Annotated in this window: 12 protein-coding genes; 9 read left to right on the forward strand and 3 right to left on the reverse strand. The window is 37.7% G+C overall.

The features are described from left to right. Window positions 1–94: 94 nt before the first annotated feature. Entirely contained in the window at window positions 95–1,105 is a 1,011-nt protein-coding gene (locus tag MWU78_RS19895) for a beta-ketoacyl-ACP synthase III (RefSeq protein WP_247001076.1), read from the reverse strand. 276 nt (window positions 1,106–1,381) lie between these two features. Here MWU78_RS19895 and htpG point away from each other — a divergent pair, with 276 nt between their 5' ends. From htpG to MWU78_RS19910, 3 genes are all read left to right on the forward strand, one after another. Continuing rightward, window positions 1,382–3,268, forward strand: coding sequence for a molecular chaperone HtpG (gene htpG, locus MWU78_RS19900; RefSeq protein WP_247001078.1), 1,887 nt, complete (start codon window positions 1,382–1,384; stop codon window positions 3,266–3,268). Between the two features lie 72 nt (window positions 3,269–3,340). After that, a complete protein-coding gene (locus tag MWU78_RS19905) occupies window positions 3,341–3,700 on the forward strand; it encodes a MauE/DoxX family redox-associated membrane protein (RefSeq protein ID WP_247001080.1) in 360 nt (119 codons plus the stop codon). A gap of 134 nt (window positions 3,701–3,834) precedes the next feature. After that, window positions 3,835–4,467, forward strand: coding sequence for an MOSC domain-containing protein (locus MWU78_RS19910; RefSeq protein WP_247001082.1), 633 nt, complete (start codon window positions 3,835–3,837; stop codon window positions 4,465–4,467). A 68-nt stretch (window positions 4,468–4,535) separates the two neighbouring features. Here MWU78_RS19910 and MWU78_RS19915 read toward each other — a convergent pair whose 3' ends face one another. Further along, the gene (locus tag MWU78_RS19915; RefSeq protein ID WP_247001084.1) at window positions 4,536–5,123 is read right to left on the reverse strand and encodes a hypothetical protein; all 588 of its coding nucleotides are present in this window, start codon (window positions 5,121–5,123) and stop codon (window positions 4,536–4,538) included. A 219-nt stretch (window positions 5,124–5,342) separates the two neighbouring features. On the opposite strand from MWU78_RS19915, the gene MWU78_RS19920 reads away from it, so the two are divergent. Beyond that, entirely contained in the window at window positions 5,343–6,215 is an 873-nt protein-coding gene (locus MWU78_RS19920; RefSeq protein WP_247001086.1) for an AraC family transcriptional regulator, read from the forward strand. Next, window positions 6,212–6,811, forward strand: a complete 600-nt coding sequence (locus MWU78_RS19925; protein ID WP_247001088.1) for an alpha-ketoglutarate-dependent dioxygenase AlkB — start codon at window positions 6,212–6,214, stop codon at window positions 6,809–6,811. The genes MWU78_RS19920 and MWU78_RS19925 overlap by 4 nt, the downstream gene beginning before the upstream one ends. A gap of 423 nt (window positions 6,812–7,234) precedes the next feature. On the opposite strand, the gene MWU78_RS19930 is transcribed toward MWU78_RS19925, so the two are convergent. After that, entirely contained in the window at window positions 7,235–8,008 is a 774-nt protein-coding gene (locus tag MWU78_RS19930; RefSeq protein WP_247001090.1) for a S1/P1 nuclease, read from the reverse strand. A 223-nt stretch (window positions 8,009–8,231) separates the two neighbouring features. On the opposite strand from MWU78_RS19930, the gene MWU78_RS19935 reads away from it, so the two are divergent. The 4 genes from MWU78_RS19935 (at window position 8,232) to MWU78_RS19950 (ending at window position 13,512) form a co-directional block, all read left to right on the forward strand. Then, entirely contained in the window at window positions 8,232–10,487 is a 2,256-nt protein-coding gene (locus MWU78_RS19935; protein ID WP_247001093.1) for a transglycosylase domain-containing protein, read from the forward strand. A gap of 159 nt (window positions 10,488–10,646) precedes the next feature. Further along, on the forward strand, window positions 10,647–11,450 hold the full coding sequence (locus MWU78_RS19940) for an HAD family hydrolase (RefSeq protein WP_247001094.1): 804 nt from the start codon (window positions 10,647–10,649) through the stop codon (window positions 11,448–11,450). A gap of 41 nt (window positions 11,451–11,491) precedes the next feature. After that, window positions 11,492–12,754: a DUF819 family protein gene (locus tag MWU78_RS19945; protein WP_247001097.1), complete on the forward strand. Its 1,263-nt coding sequence runs from the start codon at window positions 11,492–11,494 to the stop codon at window positions 12,752–12,754. Between the two features lie 44 nt (window positions 12,755–12,798). Beyond that, entirely contained in the window at window positions 12,799–13,512 is a 714-nt protein-coding gene (locus MWU78_RS19950) for a DUF4369 domain-containing protein (RefSeq protein ID WP_247001099.1), read from the forward strand. The last annotated feature ends 140 nt before the right edge of the window (window positions 13,513–13,652 follow it).

Consider the following 13,652-nt stretch of genomic DNA (forward strand, 5'->3'; position numbering starts at 1 on the left):
TGGTTAGTGTTTAGTATAGTCTATCAATGAAAGAAACCCGGAACAACTGTTCCGGGTTTTGCTTTTTTACAACTTTTTACTCCATAATAATGCTTTACCATCTAATTATGACGCTTCCCCAGGTAAAGCCACTTCCAAAGGCGGCCAGTACCACCAAATCGCCCGATTTAATTTTACCCATCTCCCAAGCTTCGGTCAAGGCAATAGGTATGGAAGCTGCCGTAGTATTCCCATATCTCATAATATTATTAAAAACCTGATAGTCACTTAGGCCAAACTTCTTTTGTATAAATTGGGATATTCTAAGATTGGCCTGATGTGGAACCAACATATCTATATCCTTTGCCTCCAAATTATTAGCTTTTAACCCCTCAATGATCACTTCGCTAAAACGTACTACTGCGTTTTTAAAAACAAATTGTCCGTTCATGTATGGAAAATATGATTCATCATTGGGGTCATTATCCACCAAAATGTCATTGACCCAACGCTTCCCCATCCCAGGAGCAATTAAGGATAATTCCTCAGCGTGCTGACCTTCGGAATGCAAATGAGTGGATAGTATACCTTTGGTAGTGTCTTCCTCCCTGCTAACGATTGCTGCTCCTGCACCATCACCAAAAATCACCGAAACCCCCCTACCCCTAGTGGTCATATCCAGTCCGTGGGAATGCAGTTCGGAACCTATTACCAACACATTTTTATACATACCTGTTTTTATGTATTGGTCTGCGACGGATAGGGCATATACAAAACCGGAACACTGATTTCTCACATCCAAAGCTCCAACTGTTTTTATACCCAAATCGCGCTGCACCAAAACTCCTGGACCAGGAAAATAGTAATCCGGACTTAATGTTGCAAAGACAATAAAGTCGATATCATTCTTATCTATTCCAGAACGGTCAATGGCAATTTTAGCCGCTTTCACACCCATGGTGGTAGTGGTATCACCATCACCCTTTTTCACATGCCTTCTTTCTTTAATGCCAGTCCGCTCTTGGATCCAAGCATCATTGGTATCCATTTTTTTGGATAAATCGTCGTTGGTAACCACATTGTCAGGCACATAATAGCCCAAACCTGTTATTTTTGAATTGAACATGTGTTGGATAATTTAATTTTTAATTAAAGTGGGTAACCCACACCTTTTCATTAATATAAAATCTAAAATATGAGTAATAATTTTGATGAGACCGAATATAGACAAAAATATACGGTTTTGTACTGACAAAAATCATATGCCCAATCCAATAAAACATAAATTTAATTTGACAATGAACCAATTTAAACCATTTTAAAGAATGCCAGTTTGTCACCTCTGCTAAGAATGGTATTTTTTTTGACAATGATAAGTCGTAAACTTAAAAAAAATAGAAGTATGGCCACAGGCAAGATTAATGTTTCAGTAGAAAACATATTTCCGCTCATAAAAAAATTCTTATACAGCGATCATGAAATATTTTTACGGGAGCTAATTTCGAATGCAACAGATGCAACTTTAAAGCTTAAGCACCTGAGCACTATAGGGGAATCCAAAGTTGAATATGACAATCCTCTTATTGAGGTAAAGATTGATAAGGAGGGAAAGAAAATCCATATTATTGATCAAGGTGTCGGTATGACCGAAGAGGAAGTACAAAAATACATCAACGAAATTGCGTTTTCAGGGGCTGAAGAATTCTTGGACAAATACAAAGATTCTGCCAAAGACTCAGGTATTATTGGTCACTTTGGATTAGGATTCTATTCGGCATTCATGGTTGCTTCCAAAGTGGAGATTATAACCAAGAGCTATAAAGACGAACCTGCAGCACACTGGTCTTGTGATGGTTCTCCTAATTTCACTCTTAAAAAGGCTAAAAAAACAACTCGTGGAACGGAAATTATTCTCCACATCGCCGATGACTCAACAGAGTTTTTGGAAGAAGGGAAAATTGGCAGTTTACTTAGCAAGTACAACAAGTTTATGCCTATTCCCATTAAGTTTGGAACTAAAACCGAGACCCTTCCTAAACCAGAAGGCGCAAAAGAAGAGGATCCAGCGCCAACAAAGGAAGTAGACAATATAATTAACAACCCTAATCCGGCCTGGACAAAACAGCCAACGGAATTATCGGATGAGGATTATAAAGGGTTTTACAGGGAACTTTATCCCATGCAATTTGAGGAGCCCTTATTCCATATACACTTAAATGTAGATTATCCGTTTAATTTAACCGGGATTTTGTATTTCCCAAAATTGACCAATGATCTAAATACCCAAAAGGATAGGATTCAGTTATACCAAAATCAAGTTTTTGTTACTGATAATGTAGAGGGAATTGTTCCCGAATTCTTGACCATGCTGAGAGGGGTTATAGATTCTCCGGACATTCCTTTGAATGTTTCCCGTTCTTATTTACAGGCCGATGGAGCCGTTAAGAAAATATCAACCTATATCACTCGTAAGGTAGCCGACAAATTAAGTTCTTTATTTAAAAACAATAGGGAAGATTTTGAGGCAAAATGGAACGATATCAAAATCGTTATTGAATACGGAATGCTTTCCGAAGACAAATTCTTTGAAAAAGCGGACAAATTTGCACTATATCCTACGGTAGACGGAGCTTATTATACATTTGAGGAACTACAGGAGAAATTAAAGGCCAATCACACGGACAAGGACGATAAATTGGTATTGCTCTATGCCTCCAACAAGGAAGACCAGCACAGTTATATTGAGGCTGCCAAGGCAAAAGGTTTTGAAGTATTATTACTGGATTCCCCTATAGTGTCGCACCTAATGCAAAAATTGGAAACCTCCAAAGAGAAGATTTCCTTTGCACGAGTAGATGCAGATCATTTGGACAATCTAATCAAAAAGGAGGATACCCAAATATCCAAACTGTCCGATGAGGAAAAAGAAACCTTAAAAACAGATATTGAAACAGCTATCAATAATAAAAGCTATACTATTCAATTGGAACCTATGGACAGTAGCTCTTCTCCGTTCATCATAACGGAACCGGAGTTTATGCGCCGTATGAAAGAAATGCAACAATCTGGTGGCGGTGGAATGTTCGGTATGGGCAATATGCCGGAAATGTACAATTTAGTAGTAAATACCAACCATGAATTGGTTTCGGAAATCCTAAACACAAAGACTGCTAAGAAGAAGGAGCGACTTATTAATCAATCCCTTGATTTGGCACGTTTGTCCAAAGGACTTTTGAAAGGTGAGGAACTTACTAAGTTCATTAAAAGAAGTTATGAAATGGTGAAATAATCATTTCCAACTAACAATTAAGAGGCTGAATTACTTAGGTAAATCAGCCTCTTTTATTTATATCTTTACCAAATGGAATACCCTTGGCACCTTTACCTTTTAGGATCGATTTATGTCATTGCCGGTATCATGCATTTTATTGTTCCCAAAATATATTTGAGAATAATGCCTAGGTATTTGCCCAATCATAAACTTCTGGTATACCTCAGCGGCCTGGCCGAAATTATTCTGGGTCTTGGCCTGTGCTTTCCAGAAACCAAAAATATTTCCATAATTGGCATCATTTTAATGTTGACCGTGTTTTTATTGGTGCACTTTTATATGTTGAAGGGCAAAAAGGAAGGGGCAGGGATACCAAAATGGATCCTACTACTTAGAATTCCGATACAATTTGCACTTATGTACTGGGCATATTCCTATTTTGGGATATAGCGTACCAAGGCTAAAACCCACTCGCCAAAAATCTCTGTAGAACAAAAAATTTGAACGTACCTGAATAGGGCAAACGTCAAAATAAAATAAAACCATCCTAATATTAATCTACAGTGGTTTTCTATCTTTATATTATGAAAGTCATCTCTACCAATATAGGAACAGCCACCACCTTTCTTTGGAATGGAAAGGAGGAGCAAACAGGGATATTTAAATATCCTACGGACGAACCTCTTTTTCTAGGTAAAATGGATGTTCTAAAGGATACCGTTATAGATAGGGTGCACCATGCAGGAATCAACAAAGCCTGTTATCTATTTGCATCAGATCACTATCCGCATTGGAAAGGCATATATCCTGAATTAAATTGGGACTGGGGAATGTTCGGAGAAAATCTTACCGTAGAAGGCATGGATGAATCAGAAATGAGAATTGGCGATATATATAAAATTGGAAATGTTGTGGTTCAGGTCTCACAACCCAGGGAACCCTGCTACAAGTTGGGAGTTCGCTTTGGCAATGCCAAAATATTAAAGGAATTCATAGATTATGGTTATTCCGGAACCTACGTTCGTATACTGGAGGAAGGCCAGATAAAAAACGGAGATAAGCTCAACATGCTGAAAAAATCCGAAAACACCCTGACTGTAAAAGAATGCTTTCAAATTATTCTTGCAAAGGAAAAAGACCCCTTATTACTTCAAAAAGCGATCGATAACCCTTCGCTACCTGAATACAAAAGGGATCGACTTAAAAAATTCGCATAATAGTGAAATTAAAATAGGGGCCCATCGGGCCCCTATTTTTTACTTTAATGACATTTGCTTTTAATAAATTAATTCACCGAAATAGTTTCGTAATAAGTTGTGGTACCTTCGCTTACAGATACTGTATAGTCATCCTTTTCAGCATTGGTAAAGTTGAAAACCTTTCCTACAACCAATTCTTTATCAAATTTTTGAGTAAAGACAACCCTGTTGGCACTGTCTACAACATTAATTACTACAGGACTTAGTTTTTGGTTCAAATAATTTAAATAAAGAACATCACCGTTTTTTCTAAAGAATGGTTTTGTTATCTCGTCACGTGCAATTACATTTACCTCAGAATCCTCTACACTTATGGTGAATTCCACAGTCCTGGTAAGACTTTCCATCTTTAAAAAGTAAAGGCCTTCTTCCAATTTAGATAGGTCGAACTTTTTAGAGTAATCCTCATCTTCCATGATATTCTCCACGAATATTTGGTGCTTATTCGTATCTGTCAAAGTTAATAGAGAAGATTCGGTTTGCTTATTTAATTTAAGAACCAATCTTTTTGCTTCTTTAACTGTTGTCAAGTACATTCCTGGATCGTTGGCCAATGCGATAGTACTACTAAGTAATAAGGCTGCCATTGCTGTTAATTTTAAAACTGCTTTCATAACATTTAGGATTTAATATTAATAAATCATTTATATGGCAAATGTAGACCAGTAATTCCCTTCCCACTACTCCAGAATTCTCCAGTTTCTATTCTATTTTACCATCGTGGTATATTAAATAATAGTTAAGAGGTTAATTTTAGACACATTTAGGTTAAATTTGCACAGAATTGTCCAAAATAGCCGTATTACCTTTACATAACCTAATGAAATTATCTTATGATACCTAAGCCTACTTTTGAGGTCATAGAACCTGATTTCGGTCATTCTTACACCTATCAACAGTTTGATGAACACAACCCTAATAAAATTGGGGTATGGCACTATCACCCTGAAATTGAACTGGTTTATGTAAATGGGGGTTCCGGAAAGCGACAAATTGGAAGCCACGTTTCCTATTATACCGATGGCGATCTTATTTTAATTGGATCTAACCTACCACACTGTGGATTCACAGATGTACTTACAGGCAACAAAAATGAAAGTGTGGTACAAATGAAGCAGGATTTTTTAGGCAACGACTTTTTCAAAATTCCGGAAATGAGAAAAATTCAAAGCCTTTTTCAAATTGCAAGTGGAGGTGTGGCCTTCACAGGTAGTACCAAGAAAAAAATTGGCGAAAAAATCGAAATCATGGAGTATCAAACAGATTTCCAACGTCTTCTCTCCATTCTAAACATCCTAAATGAACTGGGCAACTCCAAGGAATATCAAGTATTGAATGCCCAAGGTTTTTCACTTCAAACAGAAGTGAAGGATAATGACAGGATAAATATTGTCTTCAATTACGTAAAAACAAATTTTAAGGAAGAAATAACCTTGGAAGAGATTTCCGATTTGGTGAGTATGACAGTACCGTCGTTCTGCAGATACTTTAAAAAAATAACAAATAAGACTTTTGTACAGTTTGTTAATGAGTGTAGATTGGTACATGCCTCAAAATTATTGGCAGAAAAGCCCATTAGTATAACAGAGGTATGTTTTGAAAGTGGATTCAACAATTTCTCACATTTCAACAAGTCCTTTAAAGCATTTACTGGTCAGAATCCGTCCGAATACAGAAACGAACTGAAAAGTGTGCTGCAATCGTGAGCGAAATATTTGCCAATAGAATAGACCTTCAACTCCCCGATAGCGACATTGGTTATTATCCCGAATTTCTAAATACAAACGAGGCAGATTATTTTTTCAAGGTTCTCAAGGATACTACTCCTTGGAAACAGGATAATATTACTGTTTATGGTAAGACATACCCCCAGCCAAGGTTAACCGCATTATTTGGAGATAATAGCAAACCCTATTCCTATTCCAACATTACCATGCACCCCCATGCGTTTACGGCCGAGTTGCTGGAATTGAGGAATAAGCTGCAAATGGAAATAGATGTACACTTTACAAGTTGTTTATTAAATCTATATAGAAATGGCAAGGATAGCAATGGCTGGCATGCAGATGATGAGAAGGCCTTGGGCAAAAATCCAATAATTGCATCTATAACCCTCGGGCAAGAACGATACTTTCATCTAAAACACAAATTGAACAAGGATTTAAAACAAAAAATATTATTGGAACATGGGAGTTTGCTGCTTATGAAAGGTGAAACCCAGCATTGTTGGTATCACCAAATTCCAAAAACTGCCAAAACCATACAGGAAAGGATCAATATTACTTTTAGAATTATTCAATAAAAAAATCGGTTGCGTAAACCGATTTTTTTATGCCTTTGTTATTTTAGTTGGATACTGCCCCTAACCTACCAGGCATTTACGTTAGTCTCCTCACACCCAACTACAATAACTATAACTCAACAACTTTGCCAATCAATATAAATATTGGTCAAAAGTTATGTTTTTTTCGATAACAAGTAGAAATAAATCAACGTAAACCCTGGATTGGAAGACCACTACAACAACCATTGAATTGCTCATTATTAAATCACCTTTTTCACAGGACCAACTACCGATCTAAAAGTAAGAGGTTTGGTTTACGACATTCCAATGCATTGGAATGTCGTCTTAATATTTTGGATATTCATAGGACCTTTAAGCATTGTAGTTTCCAATATTATCCTATAGGCATTTTAGGGGTATATCAATATTGCTAAAAGCAACTTACAAAAAAAGATCATTAAGAACTTTGGCCAAGCGCAGACCACCTTTTTGAAGTTGTTCTTCCACTGTAGCCCAATACTTATAACTGTAGGCATACCCCAATTTTTCGCCTTCCTCTACAGAAAGATACAGTTCATTGGCCACATCCTGGGATTCTTCTACCCAGTCATATATATTGCCATGCTGAATGTTCTTAATTTCACTTTTGTCTAGTCTGGGTAAATTATTTGCCAATTCCATATAGCTCATCCCATAATCATCGATCAGGTTGGAGTCCCACAGTCTATGTAAATTCGTGCCTCTTCCGAACCATTGCAATTGAACGTCATTCCCTCCTTTATCTTCCAGCCTGCCCGCATGCATAGGCTGGTGCAAATCACCGATCAAATGGACCAACATTTTCAAATAAAACACTTTATCTGCCGAATTACTGTTTTTATCCTTAACAATTTCCAAACACTTTTCAATTCCTTTAACTATATCTCCCGCCTCACTTGGCTCAACCTCTGTATATTTTTTGTCCGCTGGGAAATTTACATAATGCCAGGGCCCAAATTTGGCATAGCTTCTATCTGCCTTTATTTCATCTGCAAAATTTGAAACCAAGGCTAAACCTTGTCCATTTAAAAGGTTGTTGAGAGCTCTTTTTGCTTTGCCTGACAAATGTTGCTGTGCAACTTCCCCTATCGTCCTGTGTCCGGTCTTAGACCATTCCATATCATTTCCGTAGCTAAGTTGAAGCATAAGAAAACAAAGTGCAATTATTTTTTTCATTTATATTTTTAATTGTTCTTATTATTGGATTCACTTGCCTTCAAGTGATGTCTTTTGAGTCAAAATATTGATTGATGGAACTCTCTGTTTTTAGAGCTGAATATTAAATTGCGATGCTTGAAATTGGCCTCCAAAAATAACAAATTGGAATTTAAGTAATTGTTAAGAAGTGCTCCCATTTAATTTTTTAATTTGATCTTGCAGTACTTAATTAATAAAATTGATGTTCAAGAAAATAAAAAATCCATTCCTACGGATTGGAATACTTTCTTTATTGGCAGTCGGAAGCAGTATTTTCTTGTTGCTGCTGGCCATATATTTAGGCGCTTGGGGCAAGATACCCAATACAGGTGAGCTTACTGATTTTAAGTACCAAAGAGCTTCCGAGGTCTATTCTGCAGATAGCGTACTGATAGGAAAATATTTTTTGTTTGATAGGCAACCCATACAATTCGAAGCTGTACCAAAAAACTTGACAGAGGCCTTGGTAGCTATTGAAGATGAGCGGTTTTACGATCATAGCGGAATAGACTACAAGAGCCTGCTACGAGTAGCATTCAAAACCATTCTGATGCAAGATCAATCTGCTGGTGGCGGTAGTACGCTTAGTCAACAACTTGCAAAAAACCTATATCCCAGAGAAAAATCCGGAAAGTTCAATCTGGCCATATCAAAATTGAAGGAAATGATAATAGCTTCAAGACTGGAATCAATTTATTCCAAGAACGATATACTAATGCTCTATCTGAACACGGTTTCTTTTGGTGACAACACCTTCGGAATAGAAAGTGCTTCCTTAAAATTCTTCAACAAATCAGCAAGGGACCTTAAACTGGAAGAAAGCGCAACCCTTGTAGGCATGTTGAAGGCAACCTATGGCTATAACCCCCGTGTATTCCCAAAGAACAGCCTTAAAAGACGAAATTTGGTGTTGCAGTCCATGTATTCCAATAATTTTATATCACAACAGGAGGTAGATAGTCTTAAACAACTTCCGCTAAAACTTAATTACAGGGAATACGATTATGATCAGGGAATTGCTCCTTATTTTAGGGAAGAAGTGCGAAAACAAATGTTAGGTTGGGCCAAAGCGCAGAAGGAAAAGGGACAAGATTATAATATTTACACTTCTGGCCTTAAAATATACACCACATTGGATTCCAAAATGCAAATTTTGGCAGAAGAGGCTATGGTACAACATATGAAAGGACTTCAAAACAATTTCGAAAAAAGTTACGGCAATCGAGCGCCATGGAAAAGTGATAAAAAACTCATCAATAAAATAATACAGAGTTCAGAACCCTATAAAAAGTGGAAAAATGCGGGACTAAAAGAGGATCAAATAATGGATTCCATGAACTTAAAAAAAGAAATACAACTAAGCGATTGGAACCAAAATGAAATGCGTTCTGCCAGTACAGTGGATAGCCTACTGCATTACCTTAAATTCTTAAATACCGGTTCCCTATCCATAGACCCTAAAACAGGAGCCGTAAAAACATGGATAGGAGGAATTAATTTTAAACACTTTAAATACGACCACATTTCTCAAAGCAAACGCCAAGTGGGATCTGCCTTTAAACCCATTGTTTACACCGCCGCCCTGGAAAATGGCATAGCGCCATGTACTTACTTTTCCGCTCAGGAGGTAGCCTACGAAAATATGGAAGGTTGGTCCCCCAGCAATTCTGGCAAAAAAGACGAGGCCTACCTAAATTACTCTATGGAAGAGGCCTTGAGTAACTCTGTTAATACCGTTGCAGTAAAGGTGTTGGAAAAAACAGGCATTCCCAAGGTGATACAACAAGCCAAAAATATGGGTATCGACACCAAATTGCCCTCATTGCCCTCATTGGCTTTAGGTACTGCCGAAATTAAGATCAATGAACTTGCAGGTGCTTATGCCAGTTATTTGAACAACGGTAAATCTGTTACCCCTTTTTTAATTGAGCGAATTACTAACGAAAAGGACTCTATAATAGAGATTTTTAAACCTGCAGTAGCCGAAAAAAGAGCCTTTTCCGAAGAAAATGGCCAGATAATGATAGAGATGATGAAGGCTACTGTAAATAGTGGCACCGCTGCCCGTATACGCACCACCTACGGAATTAAAAACGACATTGCCGGAAAAACAGGAACTACACAGAACAACAAAGATGCTTGGTTTGTAGCCTTGACACCTAGGCTACTTAATATTACATGGGTAGGATTGGACAATCATGAAATTGGCTTCAACAGTACCAGTTTGGGACAGGGGGCCAATGCGGCACTGCCCATTTTTGCTTTGTGGTTACAGAAACTAAATGCCGATAAATCCTTCAATTATATAACCAAGGCAAAATTTCCCAATCCTAGCTCGGCTGTGATGAGCAATCTGGATTGCGAGGCGGTAAAAAGAGATGGTTTTTTTAAAAGGCTTTTTAAAAATCCCAAAAAGAAGAAAACCAAGGATTTTAAAACGAGTAATAGTAAAACTTAAGGACTTTTATTCAATTATTCTGGCAGTAGCTATCAACTTTTTTAATCCCAAATAGTTTTTCCAAAAGCACTATTCCAACAAATCGATGCCCTATTTTATATTGAAACTATATCTTTGAAAACGAAACGATTTAAAAACTAAAATTCCCTATCTTATAATATGGATTTTAAAATTTTATGTTCTGATTTGGACGGCACCTTATTGACTTTTAAAGATAATGTGTCCGACTTTACCATTGCCGAGATCAAAAGAATTAAGGAACACCTGAGGATTATATTGGTTTCTGCAAGAATGCCACAATCCATGACCTATATTCAAAAAAATCTAGGAATAGAAAACGAACCTATCATATGTTATAATGGGGCCTTGGTACTACATGGTTCCAAAGAATTGTTCTCCACTTATATTGATATGGGGCAAATAGTTTCCATTTATGACATGGCCGATGAAGTAGGAATTCAGCTAGGGCTTTATTCAAATAGCGAATGGTATGTGGAAATGGATTCCGAGCGGGTACAAAAAGAAATAAAGTACACAAAAACACTTCCCACTTACAGAGGCACAAAAGAAACCATACAGGTTTGGACAGCCAGAAAAATGGGAGCCCACAAGATTATGCTGATGGGAAATAAGGAAAATACCGATATTCTTTTCCCTGTACTACAAAATAATTTTTCCGAAACATTGAACCTCTATAGGTCCAATGACACTCTGATCGAAATTGCCCCCAAGTCGGTTTCCAAATTAACGGCCATAAAACTATTACTTCAAGAACATGAAAGTTTAAATGACGTTATTGCCTTTGGGGATAACTACAATGACATTGAAATGCTGCAAAACGTTGGACGTGGCATAGCAGTCGCCAATGCACGGGAAGAAGTAAAACACATTGCCAGCGATCTAGCCCTGAAAAATTCTGAGGATGGGGTGGCCCATTATATAAAACAGCATATTTTAATTTGATTATATTTGGCGCAATTGACAAGCCCTATTGAATAGATTTTATGAGCGACCCGATCATTACCAACGATACCGTTGTATTTGGACTTCTTACCCTTTGTCTTGGATTTATATTCTACACCTCTTCCATAAAAACTGGCTTTTGGAGTAAATTTTACAATATAGTCCCAGCAGTACTAATGTGTTACGTATTACCCTCTATTTTAGCCAGTAGTGGCTTAATATCGGACGAGGTATCCAACTTATATTTTATGGCCAGTAGATATTTACTGCCTGCAGCCTTAATTTTAATGACTTTAAGTATTGACCTTAAGGCTATAGCCAATTTGGGATCCAAAGCTTTGATAATGTTTTTGACCGGTTCGATTGGAATTATCATTGGGGGGCCTTTGGCCATATTATTAATATCTATATTCTCTCCTGAAACCGTTGGCGGGAACGATTTTGATGCCATTTGGAGAGGATTGGCCACTATTGCCGGTAGTTGGATCGGAGGTGGGGCCAACCAAGCTGCAATGCTCGAAATATACCAGTACAACCCTGATAAGTACGGGGGAATGGTTTTGGTTGATATTGTGGTTGCCAATGTTTGGATGGCCGTTATTTTATTGGGCGTGGGCAAAACACAAAAAATAGACCGTTGGCTTAAAGCGGACACCTCGGCTATTGAAGAACTTAGAATAAAAGTTTCTAAGTTCACCGAAAAAATAACCCGGGTTCCCACTTTGAAGGATTATATGATGATGCTTTTCTTTGCCTTTACAGGAGTTGGCATTGCCCATTTTTTTGGGGATTATATCAGTTCATATTTGATAAGCACCTATGAAAGTGTTAGCGATAATAAAAGTTTTTTATCCTTTTTAGGCTCCAGCTTCTTCTGGATGGTGGTCCTTGCAACCCTAGTAGGAATAGCGCTTTCCTTTACCAAAGCCAAGAGTTATGAAGGTGCGGGTGCAAGTAAATTGGGGAGCGTTTTTATTTATATCCTAGTGGCAACTATTGGCATGAAGATGGATTTGGGCAAGGTACTTGAAAACCCTGGCCTGATTGCCATTGGTTTTGTTTGGATTACGATCCATGCCGTTTTATTGATTCTTGTAGCCAAGTTGATCAAGGCACCCTATTTCTTTCTTGCCGTGGGCAGTCAGGCCAACGTGGGAGGTGCGGCGTCGGCCCCTGTGGTTGCTGCGGAATTTCACCCATCCTTAACCTCGGTTGGGGTTTTATTGGCCGTTTTTGGCTATGTAGTTGGTACTGGCGGTGCCATACTTTGTACAATTCTTATGGAAATTGCATCAAAAGTTTAAAATTCCATAAACTTTATTGATATTTGCGCTTCAATAAAAATGCTATGAAGAAAATTTTAATGGTCGCGGTACTGGCAATAGTTATTATCTCCTGTGGAGGCAGTACTGAAAACACTATGACCGTTACCGGTAATGTAAAGGGTTTAAAAAAAGGAACCTTATACCTGCAATATATTGCAGACACCACCCTAATAACAGTCGATTCTCTTGTTGTGGATGGTGATGGCAATTTTTCCTTTTCAACAGAACTGGAAAGCCCAGAGTTGTTCTACCTGTACTTGGACAAAAAGGACAACAATAGTATTAATGACCGAATTACTTTCTTTGGCGAGCCTGGAAATATAACCATTAATACCAATTGGAACACCTTCGACTTAAATGCCAAGATTGAGGGATCTAAAAGTAATGAGAAGCTAAAAGAATATCTGGAAGTAATGTCCAAGTTCAATACTAAGAATTTGGAATACGCAAGGTTGAGTATGGATCCCAAAACCCAAAGTGACTCCGTTGCTTTTGATTCCCTTCAGAATTTAACCAATAAAAATGTTAAGAGAGGATACCTTTACGCCATTAATTTTGCGCTAAACAATGCAGATTCGTATGTAGCCCCATACATTGCCGTAAAGGAAGTTTCGGATGCCAACCTTAAATATTTGGATTCCATAAACAATTCGCTTTCTCCTGAAGTAGCCAAATCCAAATATGGCCAGGAATTAAAAGAACATTTGGAAGTTGCCAAGAAAGAGGCAAAGCAGTAAAAAAAAAGAGGCTGTCTAAAAAGGCGGCCTCTTTTTTTTGAATTACTGCTAAAGGATCGTAACTTTAGTTATGAGCCGAAAAGTAGTATGGAAGACCAATAACCAAGACCAGTTAAGTCTTCTCCCACCCAGTTATGATG

This window comes from Arenibacter sp. F26102 (genome assembly GCF_023015865.1).
Taxonomy (GTDB): Bacteria; Bacteroidota; Bacteroidia; order Flavobacteriales; family Flavobacteriaceae; genus Arenibacter.

Coding starts and splice junctions, on each gene's coding strand:
- MWU78_RS19895 (WP_247001076.1), bottom strand. CDS start 1,105: ATGTTCAATTCAAAAATAACAGGTTTGGGCTATTATGTGCCTGACAAT.
- htpG (WP_247001078.1), top strand. CDS start 1,382: ATGGCCACAGGCAAGATTAATGTTTCAGTAGAAAACATATTTCCGCTC.
- MWU78_RS19905 (WP_247001080.1), top strand. CDS start 3,341: ATGGAATACCCTTGGCACCTTTACCTTTTAGGATCGATTTATGTCATT.
- MWU78_RS19910 (WP_247001082.1), top strand. CDS start 3,835: ATGAAAGTCATCTCTACCAATATAGGAACAGCCACCACCTTTCTTTGG.
- MWU78_RS19915 (WP_247001084.1), bottom strand. CDS start 5,123: ATGAAAGCAGTTTTAAAATTAACAGCAATGGCAGCCTTATTACTTAGT.
- MWU78_RS19920 (WP_247001086.1), top strand. CDS start 5,343: ATGATACCTAAGCCTACTTTTGAGGTCATAGAACCTGATTTCGGTCAT.
- MWU78_RS19930 (WP_247001090.1), bottom strand. CDS start 8,008: ATGAAAAAAATAATTGCACTTTGTTTTCTTATGCTTCAACTTAGCTAC.
- MWU78_RS19935 (WP_247001093.1), top strand. CDS start 8,232: ATGTTCAAGAAAATAAAAAATCCATTCCTACGGATTGGAATACTTTCT.
- MWU78_RS19940 (WP_247001094.1), top strand. CDS start 10,647: ATGGATTTTAAAATTTTATGTTCTGATTTGGACGGCACCTTATTGACT.
- MWU78_RS19945 (WP_247001097.1), top strand. CDS start 11,492: ATGAGCGACCCGATCATTACCAACGATACCGTTGTATTTGGACTTCTT.
- MWU78_RS19950 (WP_247001099.1), top strand. CDS start 12,799: ATGAAGAAAATTTTAATGGTCGCGGTACTGGCAATAGTTATTATCTCC.